19 protein-coding genes and 1 pseudogene are annotated in these 18819 nt (G+C 70.2%); 9 read left to right on the top strand and 11 right to left on the bottom strand.

Annotation, left to right across the window (positions count from 1 at the left end; all coding sequences use genetic code 11):
* The first annotated feature begins 73 nt into the window (after nucleotides 1–73).
* On the top strand, nucleotides 74–826 hold the full coding sequence (locus Pta02_RS34795; RefSeq protein ID WP_203879264.1) for a CoA-transferase subunit beta: 753 nt from the start codon (nucleotides 74–76) through the stop codon (nucleotides 824–826).
* Nucleotides 827–878: 52 nt separating this feature from the next.
* On the top strand, nucleotides 879–1940 hold the full coding sequence (locus Pta02_RS34790; RefSeq protein WP_239131469.1) for an NAD(P)H-dependent flavin oxidoreductase: 1062 nt from the start codon (nucleotides 879–881) through the stop codon (nucleotides 1938–1940).
* A gap of 87 nt (nucleotides 1941–2027) precedes the next feature.
* Here Pta02_RS34790 and Pta02_RS34785 read toward each other — a convergent pair whose 3' ends face one another.
* Both Pta02_RS34785 and Pta02_RS34780 read right to left on the bottom strand, forming a co-directional pair.
* On the bottom strand, nucleotides 2028–2666 hold the full coding sequence (locus tag Pta02_RS34785) for a DUF4234 domain-containing protein (RefSeq protein WP_203879259.1): 639 nt from the start codon (nucleotides 2664–2666) through the stop codon (nucleotides 2028–2030).
* A gap of 93 nt (nucleotides 2667–2759) precedes the next feature.
* Nucleotides 2760–3491, bottom strand: a complete 732-nt coding sequence (locus Pta02_RS34780) for an NPCBM/NEW2 domain-containing protein (protein WP_203879258.1) — start codon at nucleotides 3489–3491, stop codon at nucleotides 2760–2762.
* 282 nt (nucleotides 3492–3773) lie between these two features.
* On the opposite strand from Pta02_RS34780, the gene Pta02_RS34775 reads away from it, so the two are divergent.
* Complete coding sequence (locus Pta02_RS34775) at nucleotides 3774–4217, top strand: hypothetical protein (protein ID WP_203879257.1); 444 nt, start codon at nucleotides 3774–3776, stop codon at nucleotides 4215–4217.
* A gap of 90 nt (nucleotides 4218–4307) precedes the next feature.
* Here the strand turns inward: Pta02_RS34775 and Pta02_RS34770 are convergent, their stop codons facing one another.
* Nucleotides 4308–5375 carry an acyl-CoA dehydrogenase family protein gene (locus Pta02_RS34770; RefSeq protein WP_203879256.1) on the bottom strand — a complete coding sequence of 356 codons (1068 nt, stop codon included), beginning with the start codon at nucleotides 5373–5375 and terminating at the stop codon, nucleotides 4308–4310.
* A 34-nt stretch (nucleotides 5376–5409) separates the two neighbouring features.
* Entirely contained in the window at nucleotides 5410–6537 is a 1128-nt protein-coding gene (locus tag Pta02_RS34765) for an acyl-CoA dehydrogenase family protein (RefSeq protein ID WP_203879262.1), read from the bottom strand.
* A gap of 117 nt (nucleotides 6538–6654) precedes the next feature.
* Here Pta02_RS34765 and Pta02_RS34760 point away from each other — a divergent pair, with 117 nt between their 5' ends.
* From Pta02_RS34760 to Pta02_RS34750, 3 genes are read left to right on the top strand one after another with little or no spacing between them, the layout of a single operon-like run.
* Entirely contained in the window at nucleotides 6655–7431 is a 777-nt protein-coding gene (locus Pta02_RS34760; protein ID WP_203879255.1) for an SDR family oxidoreductase, read from the top strand.
* 14 nt (nucleotides 7432–7445) lie between these two features.
* On the top strand, nucleotides 7446–8063 hold the full coding sequence (locus Pta02_RS34755; protein ID WP_203879254.1) for a TetR/AcrR family transcriptional regulator: 618 nt from the start codon (nucleotides 7446–7448) through the stop codon (nucleotides 8061–8063).
* Nucleotides 8064–8073: 10 nt separating this feature from the next.
* Entirely contained in the window at nucleotides 8074–9237 is a 1164-nt protein-coding gene (locus Pta02_RS34750; protein WP_203879253.1) for an acetyl-CoA C-acetyltransferase, read from the top strand.
* Between the two features lie 75 nt (nucleotides 9238–9312).
* On the opposite strand, the gene Pta02_RS34745 is transcribed toward Pta02_RS34750, so the two are convergent.
* Complete coding sequence (locus tag Pta02_RS34745; protein WP_203879252.1) at nucleotides 9313–9873, bottom strand: hypothetical protein; 561 nt, start codon at nucleotides 9871–9873, stop codon at nucleotides 9313–9315.
* 387 nt (nucleotides 9874–10260) lie between these two features.
* On the bottom strand, nucleotides 10261–11337 hold the full coding sequence (locus tag Pta02_RS34740; protein WP_373872432.1) for a leucine-rich repeat domain-containing protein: 1077 nt from the start codon (nucleotides 11335–11337) through the stop codon (nucleotides 10261–10263).
* 411 nt (nucleotides 11338–11748) lie between these two features.
* Between Pta02_RS34740 and Pta02_RS34735 the strand changes: the two genes are divergently transcribed.
* Nucleotides 11749–13701 carry an FHA domain-containing protein gene (locus Pta02_RS34735; RefSeq protein WP_203879250.1) on the top strand — a complete coding sequence of 651 codons (1953 nt, stop codon included), beginning with the start codon at nucleotides 11749–11751 and terminating at the stop codon, nucleotides 13699–13701.
* Between the two features lie 144 nt (nucleotides 13702–13845).
* Here Pta02_RS34735 and Pta02_RS34730 read toward each other — a convergent pair whose 3' ends face one another.
* Nucleotides 13846–14589, bottom strand: a complete 744-nt coding sequence (locus Pta02_RS34730) for a hypothetical protein (protein ID WP_203879249.1) — start codon at nucleotides 14587–14589, stop codon at nucleotides 13846–13848.
* A gap of 589 nt (nucleotides 14590–15178) precedes the next feature.
* Between Pta02_RS34730 and Pta02_RS34725 the strand changes: the two genes are divergently transcribed.
* Nucleotides 15179–15976, top strand: a complete 798-nt coding sequence (locus Pta02_RS34725) for a maleylpyruvate isomerase family mycothiol-dependent enzyme (protein WP_203879248.1) — start codon at nucleotides 15179–15181, stop codon at nucleotides 15974–15976.
* A gap of 86 nt (nucleotides 15977–16062) precedes the next feature.
* Here Pta02_RS34725 and Pta02_RS34720 read toward each other — a convergent pair whose 3' ends face one another.
* From Pta02_RS34720 to Pta02_RS34710, 4 genes and pseudogenes are all read right to left on the bottom strand, one after another.
* Nucleotides 16063–16917: a leucine-rich repeat domain-containing protein gene (locus Pta02_RS34720; RefSeq protein WP_203879247.1), complete on the bottom strand. Its 855-nt coding sequence runs from the start codon at nucleotides 16915–16917 to the stop codon at nucleotides 16063–16065.
* A gap of 94 nt (nucleotides 16918–17011) precedes the next feature.
* Nucleotides 17012–17314 carry a hypothetical protein gene (locus tag Pta02_RS42400; RefSeq protein ID WP_373872431.1) on the bottom strand — a complete coding sequence of 101 codons (303 nt, stop codon included), beginning with the start codon at nucleotides 17312–17314 and terminating at the stop codon, nucleotides 17012–17014.
* A 26-nt stretch (nucleotides 17315–17340) separates the two neighbouring features.
* Nucleotides 17341–17484: pseudogene (locus tag Pta02_RS42395) on the bottom strand (transposase); the annotation flags it as partial.
* 28 nt (nucleotides 17485–17512) lie between these two features.
* Entirely contained in the window at nucleotides 17513–18226 is a 714-nt protein-coding gene (locus tag Pta02_RS34710) for a hypothetical protein (RefSeq protein WP_203879246.1), read from the bottom strand.
* A gap of 69 nt (nucleotides 18227–18295) precedes the next feature.
* Here Pta02_RS34710 and Pta02_RS34705 point away from each other — a divergent pair, with 69 nt between their 5' ends.
* Nucleotides 18296–18763 (top strand): hypothetical protein, encoded by a 468-nt coding sequence (locus Pta02_RS34705; RefSeq protein ID WP_203879245.1) that lies wholly within the window; start codon nucleotides 18296–18298, stop codon nucleotides 18761–18763.
* Nucleotides 18764–18819 lie beyond the last annotated feature (56 nt).

Here is an 18819-nt window from a genome sequence, read left to right as displayed (position 1 = left end):
TGAGCGCGACCCGCGGGCGCAGCCGGACGGCGGGGGAGCGGGCCCCGCGCAGCCGTACGGGGAGGGAGGCCCGATGAGCGCGACCCGGGCGGAGATCTGCGTGGTGGCCTGTGCCGAGGCCTGGCGCGGGGACGGGGAGATCCTGGCCGCGGCGATGGGCACCTGCTCCATCCTGGGGGCGCGCCTGGCCCGGCTCACCTTCGAGCCCGGCCTGCTGACCACCGACGGCGGCGCGCTGCTCACCGCCGGACCGGTGCCGATCGGGGCGCCCGCGGGACCGGTCGAGGGGTGGCTGCCGTTCCGCGAGCACCTGTGGCTGGTGCAGAACGGGCGCCGGCACGTGATGATGGGCGCCTCTCAGATCGACCGGTACGGCAACACCAACATCTCGGCGATCGGCGCGTGGGAGCGCCCGGCCTCACAACTGCTCGGCGTGCGCGGCGCCCCCGGCAACACGATCTGCGACCCGACCAGCTACTGGATCCCCCGGCACTCGCCCCGTGTGTTCGTGCCGAAGGTGGACACGGTCAGCGGCGTCGGAGGCGACCGGGCGGCCGAACTGGGCGCCCGCGCCTCCCGTTTCCATGACCTGCGCCGGGTCGTGACCGATTTGGGGGTCTTCGACTTCGGCACGCCCGACGGGTCGATGCGGCTGGTCTCGGTCCACCCCGGAGTGGAGGTCGAGCAGGTCCTGGCCGCCACCGGCTTCGAGCCGGCGATCGAGGGCGAGGTGCCCCCGACCCGGACGCCGACCGATGAGGAGCTCCGGCTGATCCGCGAGGTCCTCGACCCCAAGGCCCTGCGCGAACGGGAGGTGCGGGCATGACCGGGCGGGCGCCCGGCGCGGGCGCTGCGCAGGCCGGGGAGGGACGACCGTGATCGATCAGGTGCTGGACACGCCGCTGACGCGGCTGGCCGGGGTCCGCCACCCGGTCGTGCAGACCGGGATGGGCTGGGTGGCCGGCCCGCGGCTGGTCTCCGCGGTGGCCGAGGCCGGCGGCCTGGGCATCCTCGCCTCGGCCACCATGACCCTGGAGCAGCTGGCCGCCGCCGTCGAGGAGGTCCGCTCGCGCACCGAGGCGCCCTTCGGGGTGAACCTACGCGCCGACGCCGCCGACGCGGGCGATCGCGTCGACCTGCTGATCAAGAGCGGGGTGAAGGTCGCCTCGTTCGCCCTGGCCCCCCGCCGGGAGCTGATCGACAGGCTGAAGGAGGCGGGCGTCGTGGTGATCCCGTCGGTCGGGGCCCGGCGGCACGCCGAGAAGGTGGCGGCCTGGGGCGCCGACGCCGTACTGGTCCAGGGCGGCGAGGGCGGCGGCCACACCGGGCCCGTCGCCACCACGCTGCTGCTCCCGCAGATCGTCGACGCGGTCGGCATCCCGGTGATCGCCGCGGGCGGCTTCTTCGACGGGCGCGGCCTGGCCGCGGCGCTGGCGTACGGCGCGGCGGGCGTGGCCATGGGCACCAGGTTCCTGCTGACCTCCGACAGCTCGGTCCCCGAGGAGGTCAAGCGCTTCTACCTGGGCATGTCGGAGACCGTGGTCACCCGCCAGGTGGACGGCATGCCGCACCGGGTGCTGCGCACGCCGCTGGTGGACGGCCTGGAACGCTCGGGCCGGCTGTCCGGCCTGGCCCGCGCGGTGCGCAACGCCGCCAGGTTCCGCCGGATCTCGGGGATGACCTGGCCCGCCGTGATCCGCGACGGGCTGGCCATGAGACACGGCAGGGAACTGACCTGGTCCCAGGTCCTGATGGCCGCCAACACGCCCATGCTGCTCAGGGCGGCGATGGTGGAGGGCCGCCCCGACCTGGGAGTGATGGCCTCCGGCCAGGTGGTGGCCGTCATCGAGGACCTGCCCTCCTGCGAGGAACTGATCGACGCCGTCGTCACCCGCGCCGCCGGCATCCTGCGCGGCCTGAACACGCACCTGACGGCCTGATCTCCTGCGGTCGCGCTTCACTCGGAGCGGATCTCCTCGGGCCCGTCGTCCTGTGCCGTCTCGGCGGCCTCCGCGAACCGGTCGCCGTCAGGCGTACAGCGGCACCTCGTGGCCGGGGGGAGTGGTCTCGTTGGCCCGTACGACCTTGTTCAGCTCGCTCTGGTAGTACAGGACGCCGAGGCCGAAGACGAACGACAGTGCGAGCCCGAGGCCGCCGCTGCAGGTGGGGGCGAGGCCGGCGGCCCGCTGGGCATTCGCGATCTTCTTACCCGCGGTGTAGAAGCTGACCATCGTCCAGACGCCCGCGGTGACCCACCCGAAGATGAGCGCCATGAGGGCGGAGGAGGGACTGATGACGCGACGCCGGTCGAAGTCGGCCAGCTCGCTGTGGACGAGGTAGTACCAGATGAAGACGTAGAACCCGAAGGTGATCAGCGGCAGGCCGAGCCAGGCCCCGAACGGGTTGCGGCGCTTCATCTGCAGACCGGTGGAGACGGGCCGGACGGCGGGCCACTCGACCGGCGGGGCGGTCGCCTCGGAGTGCTCGACCGGCCGGGCCGCCGTCTCCGGCCGCGCGGCCGCTCGCGCGGCGGGCTCGGAGTGCGCGGTGAGGTCGGGATGCGCGGTGAGGTCGGGATGCGCGGTGAGGTCGGGGTGTACGGCCGGCGGCGCGGCGTCCGTGGCGATGGTTCGGGAACCGGCGCGGTGGCGGGGCTGGTCGTTCATTCTTCCTCCCTGGTGTGGTTCGGACGGCTGGTGTGGTTCGGACGGTGAAGGGGCGGGGGTGGACGGGATCCATCCCGTCGGCGGCTCAGCGGCTCAGCGGCTCAGTGTCGCGTCGCCGAAGACGGCTCCTCCGAGATGGGCGTCGGTCTTCCCGCCGACGCGGGCCACGGCCAGGCGCAGCTTCACCAGACCGGTGACGTCCACGTCGGCCTTCACCCGCTGGGTGTATTTCACGGTCTTGCGGTACAGCACCCGCCCGTTTCCGGAAATGACGAACTCGACGGACGAGTCGGTGGCCAGTTCGTCGTTGAGGCCGAGAGTGGTGCTGAATGTTCGATATGACCCGTCAAGGGTGTACTCGGCCCACGAGGTGTAGCCGGCGGACCATATCTCCATTCCGATGCTGTGCAAATACGAATGGCCGTTGACTTTGTAGGCCCCGGCGCCCGAACTGCCCTGCCGTGCGGTGACGGCGTCCTTCAGTTCGGCCAGATGGACGGACGCGCCTCCCGCCGTCCCGTCCCCTCCGGTGCCGCCGGACGGCTCCGCGGTGGCGGGCTCCGCCGCCTCCGCGGGGGTCGCGGTGACCGTGGCGGTGGCCGTGACCGTGTGGAACACCGACCGGACGGCCGTCGCGGTGACCGCCGCGTTCGGCGCGACCCGTCCGGCGACGTCGCGGGGGGAGAAGTAGATCCCCGCGATGGTGCCGGCCAGGGTGAGGGCGGCGGTGACGAGCGCCGTGGCCGAGGTGATCCAGACGTTTCCCCGGCTGTGCGCCCGGTTCCTCTCGTTCTCGGTGCTGTCGATGATGTTCTCTGTCGTCACGGCGTGCCTCGTTCCTCACCGGCCCGTGCCGGGACGCGAAGGCGGCCGCAATTTCCGGTTCCCCGTGAGCGGCACCCGGCCGGCCATCGCATTATTCGGGATGAGAATGCACTCTTTCGTGGTATGGGACGCGTGCGGTGTTGCACAGGAATACCTGTGAGATGTCTCGCTTTGATAACGCCTGCATTATGGGGTATAGCGCGTTTCCGGCTCAAATCTCACGACAAAAATTCTTAATCAAGAAATGAATGAAAATTTCCGACTTAAGGTATTTGTGGTGAATTGGCGGGCGGGCAGCTCTTCATCAACGGCACCGACGTGTCCGACACCATCACGATGAGCGTCAACGGGAGCTTCATCGAGGTGGTCAACCTCAATGACACGCTGGCTCCCAACTCTGTGTGCACGAAGATCAACAACGCCGTGCGCTGCCCGCGCAGCGGCGTCACCAAGGCCCTGATCAGGACCCGCGGCGGCCGTGACGTCGTCAGGAACGACACCGGCCTCTCGGCCCTGCCCGTGACGGTCTTCCTGGACGACGGGAACGACGACTACTTCGGCGGGCCGAACCAGGACATCGTCGCCGGGGGCCCGGGCACCGACACGATGCGCACCTTCGGCGGCAACGACGTCATCAGCGGAGAGCTGGGCTTCGACACCGCCGACGCCGGCACCGGCGCCGACAGCTGCATCGCCGAGGTGGAGATCTCCTGCGAGACCGACTGAGCCGCGCCGCACCCTCACGCGGCCCTCGGGCTCCGGCCGAGGGCCGCAGCGGGCCGGCCGCCCGCCAGGGGGCAGCCGGTCGTCAGGAGATCAGCCGGTCGTCAGGGAGGCGATCACGCGGGCGCGGTGGCCGGCGGGGGAGCCCCAGGCCGAGTACAGGGCGCGGGCCTTGCGGATCCACAGGCTCGCGTCGTACTCGTCGGTGTAGCCGATCGCACCGTGCACCTGCAGGGCGATCCTGGCCGCCGCGTAGGCGGCCTCCGAGGCCGCGGCCTTGGCGGCCGACACCTCGCGCGGGAAGTCCGGCGAGCCGTACGACAGGGCCGCGCCGTGGACCAGCGGCCGGGCGTACTCCAGGTCCACGAGCACGCCGGCGAGGTGGTGCTTGACCGCCTGGAACTCCCCGATCGGCCGGCCGAACTGCCGTCGCGCGGCGGCGTACTCCACCGTGACCTCCAGCAGCCGCCGCCCCACCCCGACCGATTGGGCGGCGCAGGCCAGCGCGCCCATGTCGCAGGCCGCCGCGGCCGCCCGCCGTACCTGCGGGCCGGAGGCCAGCACCGCACCCGCGGTGACCGGGAACAGCCGCCGGGCCGGGTCCAGGGAGGTCATCGCCGTCCCGGGCGCGGCCTCGCGCAGTTCGTCGCCGTCCACGACCAGGACGAGATCGGCGACGTCGGCGTCCAGCGCGTACGGCACGGCCGGGGGCAGCGCGAGCGAGACGACGGCCCCGCCCTCGGCGATCCGCGGCAGCCATCCGGCGGCGGATCCCGCGAGTCCGCGGTCGCGGTCCTCACCGGATCCCGCGGTGCCGGGACCGCGGGATCCGGGGCTTCCCCGGGCGGCTGTCCCGCCGCCGAGCCGGTCGAGCAGGACGGCCGCGGCGACGGTCTCGGCCAGCGGTCCGGGCGCGGCGTGCCGGCCGAGTTCGTGGAAGGCGGTCACCAGCTCCACCGGCAGCGGCCCGGCCCCGCCCGCGCTCTCGGGTACGGCCAGCGCGAAGACCCCGGCCCCGGCGAGTGAGCGCCACAGGGCCAGGCCGGGCCCCGGCTGCCCGGCGGCCCAGGCCCGTACCGCGCCCGGCGTGCCCGCCCCGGCCAGCAGCTTGTCCAGGGTCTCGCCGAACAGCCGCTGCTCGGCGTCGAGGACGAACTTCACCGCTGCCTCCCCTTCCCCGCGTCCCGCCCCGGGATCACGACCGGTCCCTGGGCAGCCCGAGCACCCGCTCGGCGACGACGTTGCGCTGGATCTCGTTGGTCCCGGCGTAGATCGGACCGGCCAGGGAGAACACGTATCCCTCCAGCCAGTCGCCGTCGAGCTCGCCGTCCGGGCCCAGCAGGTCGAGCGCGGTCTCGTGCAGCGCCACGTCCAGCTCGGACCAGAAGATCTTGTTGATGCTGGCCTCGGCGCCGACGTCCTCGGTGCGCGAGATCGTCTCGAAGCCCTTGAGCCGGTAGGCCCGCGCCTTGATCCAGACCTCGGCCACCCGGTCGCGCAGCGCCGTGTCGGCGGGGTCGGCGCGCTCACGCCAGAGCGCGAGCAGCCGGTCGGCGGCGGCCAGGAAGCGGCCGGGGCTGCGCAGCGTGAGGCCGCGCTCGTTGCCCGCCGTGCTCATCGCCACCTTCCAGCCCTCGCCGGGTGCGCCGATGACGTCGCGGTCGGCGACGAACACGTCGTCGAGGAACAGCTCGGCGAAGGCGGGCTTGCCGTCGATGCGGCCGATCGGCCGCCGGGTGACCCCCTCGGCCTCCAGCGCGAACATCACGTACGTCAGGCCGCGGTGCCGCCCGGCCTCGTGGTCGGAGCGGAACAGGCCGAAGCCGCGGTCGGCGAAGGCCGCACGCGAGCTCCAGGTCTTCTGCCCGTTGAGCAGCCAGCCGCCGTCCGTCCGGGTCGCGGTGGCGCGCAGGGCGGCCAGATCGCTGCCCGCGCCCGGCTCGGACCACGCCTGGGCCCAGATCTCCTCGCCGGAGGCCATCGGCGGCAGGACCCGGTCGAGCTGCTCGGGGGTGCCGTGCCGGAACAGCGTGGGCGCCAGCAGGTTGATGCCGTTCTGGCTGACCCGGCCCGGCGCCCCGGCCGCGTAGTACTCCTCCTCGAAGACCAGCCACTCCAGCGGAGTGGCGTCCCGCCCGCCGTACCGCCCGGGCCAGGAGACGACCGAGAGCCCGGCCCCGGCCAGCTCGCTCTCCCAGGCGCGGTGGGCGGCGAAGCCCTCCTCGGTCTCCAGTGAGGGCAGCGGCGGGTCGGGCACGTGGGCGCGCAGCCAGTCCCGCACCTCGGCGCGGAACGGCTCCACGGACGACAGGTCGAGGTCCATCGGCGACCGCCTTCCCACTCGTCGATCCGTCCGGGCGGAGGAGTACGGCGCCCGCCCTGATTCTTTCTAACAACTGTTTGGTAGAGTAAACCATGCGACGCTCAGGGAGGAGAGGGTGTGAAGCCGTCCTACGTCCCGGGCCACGGCCTGTTGCGTGACCGGGTGGCGGTGGTGACCGCCGCCGCCGGCACCGGCATCGGCGGGGCCTGCGCCCGCCGCCTGCTGGAGGAGGGCGCCCGCGTGCTGGTCAGCGACGCCCACCGGCGGCGGCTGGCGGAGAGCCTGGCCGTCCTGGAGAAGGAGTTCGGCCCGGACGCGGTGGCCGCGCAGCCGTGCGACGTGACCTCCGAGGAGCAGGTCCGCGCCCTGTTCGCCGCCGCCGAGGAGCGTCTGGGGCCGGTGGACGTGGTCGTCAACAACGCCGGGCTCGGCGGCACCGCCAAGCTCGCCGAGATGACCGACGAGCAGTGGCACCGGGTCCTCGACGTCACGCTGACCGGCACGATGCGCTGCACCCGGGCCGCGCTGGCGCTCATGCAACCGCGGGGGCGAGGCGTGATCGTCAACAACGCCTCGGTGGTCGGCTGGCGGGCGCAGGAGGGCCAGGCCCACTACGCGGCGGCCAAGGCCGGGGTCATGGCGCTGACCAGGTGCGCGGCCGTGGAGGCGGCGCCGTACGGCGTGCGGGTCAACGCGGTGGCACCCTCGCTGGCCATGCATCCGAACCTGGCCAAGGTGACCACCGAGGAACTGCTGGCCGAGCTCACCGCGAAGGAGGCGCTCGGGCGGGCCGCGGAGCCGTGGGAGGTGGCCAACGTTATCGTCTTCCTCGCCAGCGACTACTCCTCGTACATGACGGGCGAGGTCGTCTCCGTCTCCAGCCGGCACCCCTGAGAGGTCCACGTCCCATGAGCCCACGACGCCGAGACTCCGAGAGCACCGCGGCCGCCCGCGCCGAGCGGCGGGCCGGGCTGCTGGCCACGGCGGCGGAGGTGTTCGCGTCGCGGGGGTACGCCGCCACCACGGTCCGCGAGGTGGCCGACGCCGCAGGCATCCTCGGCGGCAGCCTCTACTACCACTTCGACTCCAAGGAGTCGATGGTCGACGAGATCCTCTCGACGTTCCTCACCGACATGTGGGCGGCCTACGACCGGGTGCTCGGCTCGGGGCTCGGCGCGCGTGAGACGTTCCAGGAACTCGTCGCCGAGTCCTTCCGGATGATCGACCGCTACCGCCCGGCGGTCGTGATCTACCAGAACGAGTCCAAGCATCTGGCGGCCAACCCGCGCTTCGGTTACCTGCAGGAGTCCCAGCGGCGCTTCAGGGAGACGTGGCTGGCCGTGCTCGACCGGGGCGTCCTGGACGGCGAGTTCCGCGCCGACCTCGACACCGGGCTGATCTACCGGTTCATCCGCGACACGGTCTGGCTGGCGGCGGGCTGGTACCGCGGCGACGGCCCGCTGCCGGCGGAGGAGATCGCAAGGCAGTACATCGCGATGGTCCTGGAAGGGATCCTGTCGACCTGAGGAGTCACCGATGGCCCGTTCCGCATCCGAGGCTTACATCGTCGAGGCGGTGCGCACCCCCGTGGGCAGGCGCGGCGGCGGCCTGTCCGGCGTGCACCCCGCCGACCTGGGCGCGCACGCGCTGACCGCCCTGATGACGCGCTCCGGGATCGACCCGGCCGCGGTGGAGGACGTGATCTTCGGGTGCGTGGACACCGTCGGCCCGCAGGCCGGTGACATCGCCCGCACCTGCTGGCTGGCCGCCGGGCTGCCCGAGGAGGTGCCGGGCGTCACCGTCGACCGCCAGTGCGGCTCCTCCCAGCAGGCGGTGCACTTCGCGGCGCAGGCGGTGCTGTCCGGCACCGCCGACCTCGTGGTCGCCGGGGGAGTGCAGAGCATGTCGCAGATCCCCATCGGCTACGCCATGACCGCCGGGCAGGCGCTCGGCTTCGACAGCCCGTTCACCGGATCCAGGGGCTGGCGGGAGCGGTACGGCGAGCAGGAGGTCTCCCAGTTCCGCGGCGCCGAGATGATCGCCGAGCACTGGGGCCTGTCCCGGCCGGACATGGAGGCCTTCGCCTACGAGTCGCACCGGCGGGCGATCCGGGCGATCGACGAGGGACGCTTCACGCGTGAGATCGCGCCCCTGGAGGGAGCCGAGCACGACGAGGGACCGCGCCGGGACACCACCCCGGAGAAGATGGCCGGGCTGAAGACCCTGGTGGACGGCGGGCGGCTCACCGCGGCGATGGCCTCGCAGATCTCCGACGGCGCGGCGGCCCTGCTGATCGCCTCGGAGCAGGCCGTACGCGACCACGGCCTGCGGCCCCGCGCCCGCGTCCACCACCTGTCGGCGCGCGGCGAGGACCCCATCCGGATGCTGTCGGCGCCGATCCCCGCCACGGCCCACGCGCTGAAGAAGGCCGGCATGGCGATCGGCGACATCGACACCGTGGAGATCAACGAGGCGTTCGCCCCGGTCGTGCTGGCCTGGCTGAAGGAGACGGGAGCCGACCCGGCGAAGGTCAACCCCAACGGCGGCGCGATCGCCCTGGGCCACCCCCTCGGCGCCACCGGAGCCCGGCTGATGACCTCGCTCCTGCACGAACTGGAGCGCACCGGCGGCCGGTACGGCCTGCAGACCATGTGCGAGGGCGGCGGCCAGGCCAACGTGACCGTCATCGAACGCCTGTGACCTCCTGAGACGCGGGCCGGTCACTCCCCGCCGGGCCCTGGCCTGCCTGGCGACCTCGACGAGCGGCAACGACGGTCAGTACGGCCGGGGAAGGACGTACTGCCAGTACGAACCCTTCTGGCCCGAAATGTCGTACGGCGTTTTCGTCGCGTTCCGATAGCCGTACGTCGTGGCGATCCTGTTACCCCGCTCCGTGTCGAAGAACGCGTCGCCGGTGTCGTAGATGCTTTCCACCGTGATGGAGGCCTTGCTCGTCGCGTCGCTGGCCGCGGTGAGGACGTCGTTGTAGAAGATCTGGAGGCGGGCCTTGCACGCGTTGCACGGCCCGATGTTGCTGACCAGCACGATGCGGATGCTCTCGGTCGCTGCCTGGAAGCCTGCCGTGGTGATCCACTCGTAGGCGTCGAGCAGGGCGGCGACCTCGCTGTCGCCCTGCGAGAGCTTGGCCTCGTCCACGCTGATGTCCGCAGGGCGTTCGGCGCCTTCGGTGCCTTGGGGCGCCGTGAGGGTGTAGTAGCCCTGACCGGAGCCGGGCGGCGCGATCGGGGTCATGTAGCAGCTGTCGTACTCGTTCTCGACGGGGGCCGTGCCGTCGACGATCACCAGGATCCGGGAGTACAGCCCAGGCTGCCCCACCTTGTGATCCGCCTGGGCCTTCTGATGGACGTTGGCCAGTTCCCTCAGGATGGCCTGTGTTTGCGCGGCGGGGCCTTGGGCCTGGGTGTGGGACATCGGCGTCCTCTTCCGTCAGGGTAGGACTTCACCCTCCCACCTGGGCAGAGGGAGTCAATGGCAGGCCGGTGTCCGGCTCCGGCCGGCGGCTCCGCACAGGGATTGCCGTGCGCCTCAGGTTCGGCGTCGCCGGGCCGGTCGGCGACGCTCGCCTGCGTACCGGGCGGCACGACCCGCAATCCGAGGGTTCCGGCGCCTGCGTTGATGCCGACCAGGGTGAGCTTCTGGCCGGTCTCGGTGCGGACCACGACGGGGGTCTCGCCGCGACGTGATGGCGCGAGTCGTCGCAGGTCACAGGCGCGTGATGTCCACCAGCGGTTTCAGCGACCCGGGCAGGCCGGTCAGCAGGTTGCCGTAGAGATTCAGCCGGGTCAGGTGGGTAAGGCCGCCCAGCGTCTCCGGTACGCGGGTCAGCCGGTTGTAGCCCAGGTCCAGTTCGGTCAGTTCGGTGAGGTCGCCCAGTGATTGGGGCAGGGCGGTCAGCCGGTTGTTGGACAGATCGAGGCGGCGCAGGCGGGTGAGTTCGCCCAGCGACTCCGGCACGGAGATCAGCTGGAAGGCGGTGAGCAAAGGACCGCGCGCCCGCAGGTGAGTGAGCCTGGTGAGGTTGCCCAGTGACTCCGGCAGGGCGGTCAGCCGGTTGTCGGACAGGTTGAGGCGGCGCAGGTCGGTGAGTTCGCCCAGCGTCTCCGGCAGGGCGGTCAGCCGGTTGTGGCTCAGGTCCAGTTCGGTCAGGTGGGTGAGGTCGCCCAGTGACTCCGGCAAAGCAGTCAGCCGGTTGTCGGACAGGTTGAGGCGGCGCAGGTCGGTGAGTTCGCCCAGCGTCTCCGGCAAAGCCGTCAGCCGGTTGTGGCTCAGGTCCAGTTCGGTCAGGTGGGTGAGGTCGCCCAGTGATTGCGGCAGGGCGGTCAACCGGTTGTCGATCACGAACAGGTAGTCGAGGTTGGTGAGTTCGCCCAGCGATTCCGGCAAGGAGGTCAGCCGGTTGTACTCCAGGCTGAGCCAGTTGAGGTTGACCAGCCTGCCCAGCGACTCCGGCAGGCCGGCCAGCATGTTTCCGCGCGCGGTGAGCGCATCGAGGCCGGTGAGGTCGCCCAGTGACTCCGGCAGGGCGGTCAGCCGGTTGTTGCTCACATCCAGCCTGGTCAGGTGGGTGAGGTCACCCAGGGACTCCGGCAGAGCGGTCAACTGGTTGGAATCCGCATCCAACCAGATCAGCCGAGTGAGGTTACCCAGGGACTGCGGTAAGGAGGTCAACCGGTTGTTGGACAGGTCCAACCCGGTCAGGTGAGTGAGCTCGCCCAGGGATTCGGGTAACACGCGGAGTTCGAGCCCGGTCAGGTCGAGGACTGTCGACCCCTCGCCCATACGCTCAGCGATCGCCTGGGCGATGACTCTCTCGCTGTACCGGGCATCGTTCAAGGCTGTCCCTTCCGGTGTCGCGCCTGCCTCTGGTCTGCTCGCGTCCTGCCGCTTCGAGCGCGAAGGACGAAGGCAAGGCTAGGAACCGGTACTGGTGGGCGACTTGTGGATCATTGGCAGGCCGCGGACCGGTGGAGGACAAGGCCACGCCGTGCAGCTGTGAAGAGAACAGCGGCGCGACCAGCCCCCGGGCGGCCTGCCAGTCCGCCGCCGGTGCGCTTCGACCGTCGCGAGGAGCTCGATCTCGACTCGCCCTTCTTCTCGGCGACGGCTTCACTGCTGCAGTGACAGACGGGCTGGAGCCGTGAGCGTATTTTTCAGTGGTACGGCTGGGCGCGCTCGCTCACGATGAGACCCATGCCTCCTGTCATCGTCGGAGACGACGGCCCGCTCCGCGGTCAACGCTTCGCGCTCGGCGACACGCCCACCACCTTCGGCCGCAGGCCCGACTCCAGCGTGGTGATCGCCAGCAGACGCGCTTCACGCTGCCACGCGCGAGTGCGGCACGAGGGCGGGCGCTATGTCCTGCACGACCTGGGCAGCCGGAACGGAACCCTGGTCAACGGCGTGCGCGTGACATCACACGTGCTCCGGCCGGGCGACCTGATCATGATCGGCGAAGAGCGCTTCCGCTTCCTGGCCGCCGACGAGACCGCCGACGAGGTCACTGATGAGGCCGCCACGCTCCTCGACCCATCGGTTCCGGTCTTGAGGGTGTCGATCTCGGGCGGCGGTCCCGTCGGACTGAGCCTGGCGCTCCTGCTGGAGGACCTCATGGGTCCACGGGTCGCCGTCACCGTCTACGACGGGCGCTGGATGGAGGAGGACTCGCGGATCGTGTGGAAGGGGCAGGCCGAGGGCAACGTCCGCCGCCGGCAGGTCGTCACGGTCCAGAGCCGCCAGTACCTGAATCTCCCCGCATCGGTGCAGGAGCGGCTGTTCACCCCCGGGGCGTACTCCGAGATGTGGCCCGCCGGCCCGGACTCCATCGGCGGCCACGCGCCGCGCAACCTCCGCATCGCCGCCATCGAGGACAGGCTGCTGGAGATGGCCGGCGACAAGCCCGGTCGCATCCGGCTCGTCCCCGCCCGCTTCTCGCCCGAGGAGCACGACCAGAGCGTGAAACAGGAGCACGTACTGGCCATCTGCGAGGGTGGGCGCTCGCGCACGCGGGAGCACTTCGCCGGCAAGTTCGGCACCGCGGACAGCTCCATCTACTCCCTGGACGGCCGGCACCTGCAGGACGTCGTGCTGGGATTACGGGTGAGGTCCGGCCTGCCCGACGCCATGAGCGTCCTGCTGACCGTGGCCCAGAACCGTTTCCTCCTGAACGCCCTGGACGGCGAGGGCTTCCTCAACATGCGCCTCACCGACGAGGAGGCCAGGGAGGTCATCGGGATCGATCCCGTCCGTCACGTCTTCGAGCAGTGCGTCGCCGCCAGCCCCTGCATGATGGGACGCAACGACCACGGCGAGTTCCGCTGCTCCACCCACGGCACGCTGTTCCTGCCCGCCTTGCTCAAGGGCTCCGCCCTGTGGCGGCGGGTCAGGGACGGGCTGGTCATGTTCGGCGTGCGGGAGAGTGACCTGAGCGCCGTCACCGCTTTCCGGCTCGACATGGTGCAGCGGCCGCGGTTCACCGCGCGCCTGCACGCGCCGACCGCGTCCACGCCGGGCACGTACGGCTTCCTGCTCGGCGACGCGGCCAACGCCATCCACTTCTGGCCGGGTCGCGGCCTCAACAGCGGATTGGCCTCGGCCATCTCGCTGGCCCGCTCGCTCAGCCGGGCATGGCGCGGGCAGCCCTTCCGCGATGCGGACTTCATCCGGCACGAGGCGGCCATGGCGATGCTGCAGTACCGGCACAAGAGCCGCGCCTGGCAGGCGATGGTCACCACCGATGAGCACGGCGTCACCCGGGCCATCAAGGACACCGTCGCCACGGCCCTGGCGGGCGAGGGCGAGGACGCGCAGGCGGGGCGGGATGCCGACGTCGAGGTGCTCATGGAGCGGCTGCGGCGTGTCCGGACCCGCCTGGCGCAGCGCGTCACCGGCCTGCCCGACGACGCCTCCCTCCGCGCTCACCTCGGCAAGCTGTCCGGTGAGACCCTGCGCACCCTGGTCGTCAGTGGTGCGTGGGACACCCTGGTCATGGGCGGCGAAGAGGTCGACATCGACATCTTCTACCGTCAGGAGCCCGCGGACGGCGACCGGAGGGAACCACTGTGGGCGCCACGGCTGGCTCGCGAGCGTGATGAGCACACGAAGGTGATGGACAGGGGAACCGTCAGAGCACTCGCACAACGGTGATCGGTTCTCACCGGGAGGGTTCCGGATCGCTGGGAGGCAGCAGGAACTCGAGGCCGGTCACCGCCTTGAGGCCCGCGCGCCAAGCGAGCAGCTCGGCACCCTCGTCTTCCACTGCAAGAACTGGACAGATCACACCGGTGCCCTCTACGCCTGACCTCCGGTCGCGGGGGCGTCCGCCCGGCGGTCGACGGCGGAGATCAGGATGGACACCGCCAGGCCGCCGACGATTCCGGCGATGAAGAAGAGCCGGTCGCCCCATTCGTCTCCGGCGATATCGGTGAGCGTGGCGAACGGGCGCGGTGTATCCCTCTGTTCGCTGCTTCGCCACACCAGCTCGGACGGCACGAAACCGACCGAGGCGGTCTCGACCTTGTATGCGCTGGGCCGGGCGTCCGCGAGTTCCAGGAACATCCATTCCACGCTGCCCTCGGTGCCAGGCAGGTACCTGCCCCAATGGACGGCAGGGCCCTCGACCACGGTCACCTGGTAGTTGGATCGCACCGCACGCTTGTGCGGCCGCCCTCCGAAGTCCATCACATAGCCCACGTTCGAGCACACCGAGCCGATGATGTACTGGTCGTCACCCCGCTCCTCGACTCGGTCGATCAGGGTGCTCCACGGGTAGGGGGTGCCGATGTCGTCGAGCCGGGCGTCCCCTCTGAGCACGACCGTGACGGGAACGCAGTAGGCGGTCGGCACGGGGAAGTCGAGAACGACTCGGAGATTCACCCAGGCCGCTCCCATACTCACCGTGATCTTGAGTGACCTGGGTTTCGCGTCGGACTCGATGGTGAAGCCGATGTCCCCCGTGTAATCGGGGTCGGGGATGATGGGCGACGCCAGCCACCCGAAACCACCGGCCGCGAGCGTGAACAGGACGAAGGCCACCAGGCGGCCCGCTATCCGCGGTCTACTCGGACCCGCCGGCGGGGAAGAGACCGGTGCGGGCGGAGGCTCGACATCGGCGGGGCGCCGCGTGGGATCGGCGGAACCGGTGTGATGGCCCGGCCGCCACTGTCCTGGCCGTTCACCTTCCCGTGCGCGTTCGTGTCGTGCCGCTGAATCAGGGCCCGTGGGCCGCATCCCCCTCCGGCGACGCAGCACCATCCACACGAGGATGGCGACCATGGTCGAGCGCATGCGTGCAGTCTTCCATCGAAGGCGCACCCGTCCCAGATCCCGTACAGGACGCCCGCACCCGGCTCGGGAAGGGGGATCACCCGCTGCGGCTTTCAGGGTCCGTCCTCCTCTGCCGTCCGGCTCCTGACGGGCCGTCGGCGACCGCGGTCTCCAGCACGGCGAGGCCGGAGCACTCACAGGCACGACGCCGGGCGTACCGCCGCCACCAGCGTCCTCGCAGTAGCGCGCAGCTTGTCCCCCGGGCGGTGGGAGGCGAGGACGACGTCCGCAATGGCCAACCGGCGGCGACGGTGAAAATCGCTGTCCGATCACCGGAACACGGTGATAGACATTCGGGGTGGAAAAGAATCTTGAGTTCCCTGACCTGCTGCAACTGATCGACGAACGGTCGGCCGCCTTCCGTTCCGCTGTCGCCGCGGCGCCCAGTCTCGACGCACAGGTGCCGACCTGTCCCGAGTGGACGCTGTTCGATCTGGTGAAGCACCTGGGTGGGGGAGACCGCTTCTGGGCCGCCATCGTCGGCGCGGGGCCTGCCGACGCTCCCCCGGCCGAGGCCGCCGCTGCGCGCGCCGCTTTGGAAGTGCCGCGGGAGCGTGAGGCCCTGCTGGCCTGGCTGGCCGCCTCGACGCAGCTTCTGCTGAGCGCTCTGCGGGAGGCGGGCCCGGACGCCGGCTGCTGGGCGTGGTGGAGTGCCCTGCAGACGCCGCGGACCTCTGGCGGAGTCGCCCGGCACCGGGTCCAGGAGAGCGCGGTGCACACCTACGACGCCCAGCTCACCGGGGGCGCCCCGCAGCCGCTGCGGGCCGAGATCGCCCTCGACGGTGTCGAGGAGTTCCTGTTCACCTGCGTCGCCACGCCCAGCGCCTGGCCGCACAAGCCCACGGCCTTCGACTTCCACACCGCCGAGGGCCGCTCCTGGCGCCTCACGGTCGACGGCGACGGCGCACGCTCCACCCGCATCCCCGCGCCCACTGCCGCGACCGGCGAGGACTCCGACGCAGCCGGTGCCTCCATCCATGGCACGGCCAGTGAGCTGGTCCTCTACTTGTACGACCGTATCCCGGCCGACTCCTTGCACGTTGACGGAGACGCGGGGCTGCTCGACCTGCTCCGCGCCTGGGAGCCGGAGCACTAGGACGTAGCGGGGGCGGTTGTCCGGCGGCGTCCGGTGCGGCAGCTCGCCATACCAAGGCTGCGGCAGCCCAGGTAGGGGTTCCGGCCTCAGAAGGGATAGTGGGACCCGAAGTTGGTTTCGACGCGAATATCCCTTCGCCAGGTAGGCAGAGCGGTCAACCGGTTACCACGTATGTCGAGTTCGGTGAGCGCGGAAAAGCCCTCCGACGATTCAGGGAGGGCGGTCAGTCCGATATGGCACAGGTCGAGTGTGGTCAAAGTGGTGAGGGTCCGCAGCGACTCAGGGAAGGTGACCAGCTTGTTGTGGCTCAAGTCCAGCACGGCGAGAGCGGGAAGGGTCGTCAGTCCCTCGGGGAGAACGGTGAACCGGTTGGAGCTCAGATTGAGCCAGCGCAGAGCGGTGAGGCCGTCCAGCGGCGGGAGGGCGGTCAGCCGCCGGTTGTAGCTCAGGTCCAGCACGGTGAGAGCAGACAGGCCCGTCCACGGCTCGGGCAGATCAGCCAATCGATTGCCGCTCAGGTCCAGCACGGTGAGGGCGGGGAACTCTCCCGGCGATTCGGGGAGAGTGGTCAACCGGTTGCTCCTCAGGTCCAGTACGGTGAGAGCGGGAAGGCTTCCCAGCCCTTCGGGGACGACGGTGAGCCTGTTGTAGCCCAGCCTGAGTTCGGTGAGAGCGGTGAGACCGCCGAACGACTCAGGCAGAGCGGTCAGCTCGTTGCGGCTCAGGTCCAATCGCGTCAGAGCGGTGAGATCCTCGAACCACCCGGGCAGGCCGGCCAGCACGTTCCCGCTCAGATCGAGTGCGGTGAGGTGGGTCAGAGCCCTGAGCGATTCGGGCACCGAGGACAGGAAAAGTCCGGACAGATCAAGGCTGGTCATTCCGTCGTGCAGACACCTGTCGATTCGCTCAGCGGCGATCTCCTGACCGTTTTGCGGCTTCATCGGGGCCTCCGTAGTCCGCATCGTTGCCCACAGCCCGGATCCGGCACGGGTACGCCGGTCCGCCCGCCCTTCGGTCCCAGGGCCGGCGGTGACCCTAATGATCAGCACTTGGAAACGGGTTGCAGATCATGGGACAGTCCAGTCGCAGGGTCAACATCCCGGGCTCCGACTGCGCGCCCAAATCGAACAGCGCGACGAAGCAGGAGGCCGACAGCGGGCCCTTGGACCCGGTGTGCCAGAGCACCCGGCGCCGGGTAGCGCGTCCGGCTTCAGTAATGATCTGCGCGACCGAGACCGGTGGGTCGCGATAGCGCACGAGCGGTGGTCGCCCGGGGCCCGTCCACGGCACGTTGATGCGCCGGGCCGCCCCGGGCAGCACCGCGGTGTCGGAGCGGATACCGCCAGGTGAACAATGGTGCGATCTTCCAGGCCCAGTCGGAACGCTGCGTCTTGGCTGTAGCCCCCGTCGATCACCACCAGGGGCGGGATCGGTCCCCAGCCCCGCAGCTCATCGAGCATGTCCAAGACCAGCTGCCATTCGGGCCGGTGCCCGACCTCGGAGGGGATGCGGGCCCGCTGTCAGTGGATGTAGCGATCATCCAGTGTCGCAGCCGGCAACATTCGCCCCGAAGGCAGCGGTGTTCAAAGGCGGGGCGTCGCACGGCAGGGCAGGCGTCAGACATTCGACGTCTGCCGCCGCGCGGTCGGCGAATGGCTGACTCAGCTCACGCAGCCGGGGAAGGGCCTCATCCAGGGAGGCGCCGAGCCGGTGCAGCGAGTCGAGCCGGGCGCTGCAGTAGACGTCGAACTCGCCGTTGACCCGCCCCCTGGTGTCCCACAGCAGGGCATCACCGTTCTCGCTGAACGCGAACACGACGAGACTGCCGATCATCGACCAGTCCCCGTCCGGCTCGACTTTCCAGTCGAACTCCTCGGTGCGCGCCTCGGCGTAGGTCTGTCGGAACATCTCGGTCAGCCGGGCGGCCCGATGCTGCCAGCCGTCGGCGAAACCGTCCTGTGCCGGCGGGTAGACGAGCCAAAGTCCGAACAGACGTGAGAATCCGGCCCGGCCCATGGGATTGTCGCGCCGGGCCTCGGCGCTGCGCACATAGTCGTTGACCGCGGGGGAGGTGGGCTTCCACCGGCCTTGTCCGGCGATTTTCGCGGTCGGCGCGTCGGCGTCCTCGGCAGCGACCGGGCAGCGCCTTGTCGAGGCCGAGACCGGTGGCTGCCCGGTACAGCAGAATTCTTTCTTCCGAAATTCGGGATTTCCTGAAGGCCGATTCTCCGCCGGACCAATCCAAGTCATCCGCAAGTCTCCTCCAAGGGAAATGCGGAAATCTTGATCGCGACCGATCGAACGAGAAAAGGGGAAAGCGTGCTCGTACGTTCTAAGCCTGGAACTCTTCTGTCCCTGGCGGGCCTTGTCGGGTCGCTGGTTCTTGCCGGCGCGACCTCGGCGAGCGCCGCCGCACCCCAGCTCGGATTCGGCCTCACCCTGTATGTCCACGACGTGGATGAGGAGGGGACCTGGAGCAACGGCGACGAGGTCTTCATCAAGGTCGTGCAGAATGGATCCTCTCGGCGTTATGCCCCGACCGACGGCACGGTCGACGTCAACGAATCCGACGAGGGTGGAATAGTCGACCTCCGGTCTTCCTATCCCCTCACCTATGAGGTGGGCAGTAGAATAACGATCCAGGTATGGGAGGATGACACTTCCGGTGATGACCTCCTCGCCGAAAGCACGGTCACGGTCGGGTGCAACAACCAGTTCGGTGCGGTCACCCCGCTAAAGGATCGGAAGTACTACCACTACTCGTTCGACGGGAGCTTCCACTGCTGACCTTGATCGGTCACCGGTGTCGTACGGGGCATCGCCGGCTTCGCCCGCTCCTTCGA

The organism is Paraplanobispora takensis (assembly GCF_016863195.1).
Taxonomy (GTDB): Bacteria; Actinomycetota; Actinomycetes; order Streptosporangiales; family Streptosporangiaceae; genus Planobispora; species Planobispora takensis.
This window is presented reverse-complemented; position numbering and strand designations above follow the sequence as displayed.

Coding starts and splice junctions, on each gene's coding strand:
- Pta02_RS34795 (WP_203879264.1), top strand. CDS start 74: ATGAGCGCGACCCGGGCGGAGATCTGCGTGGTGGCCTGTGCCGAGGCC.
- Pta02_RS34785 (WP_203879259.1), bottom strand. CDS start 2,666: ATGAACGACCAGCCCCGCCACCGCGCCGGTTCCCGAACCATCGCCACG.
- Pta02_RS34765 (WP_203879262.1), bottom strand. CDS start 6,537: ATGGACCTCGACCTGTCGTCCGTGGAGCCGTTCCGCGCCGAGGTGCGG.
- Pta02_RS34755 (WP_203879254.1), top strand. CDS start 7,446: ATGAGCCCACGACGCCGAGACTCCGAGAGCACCGCGGCCGCCCGCGCC.
- Pta02_RS34750 (WP_203879253.1), top strand. CDS start 8,074: ATGGCCCGTTCCGCATCCGAGGCTTACATCGTCGAGGCGGTGCGCACC.
- Pta02_RS34740 (WP_373872432.1), bottom strand. CDS start 11,337: ATGGGCGAGGGGTCGACAGTCCTCGACCTGACCGGGCTCGAACTCCGC.
- Pta02_RS34735 (WP_203879250.1), top strand. CDS start 11,749: ATGCCTCCTGTCATCGTCGGAGACGACGGCCCGCTCCGCGGTCAACGC.
- Pta02_RS34720 (WP_203879247.1), bottom strand. CDS start 16,917: ATGAAGCCGCAAAACGGTCAGGAGATCGCCGCTGAGCGAATCGACAGG.
- Pta02_RS34710 (WP_203879246.1), bottom strand. CDS start 18,226: ATGACTTGGATTGGTCCGGCGGAGAATCGGCCTTCAGGAAATCCCGAA.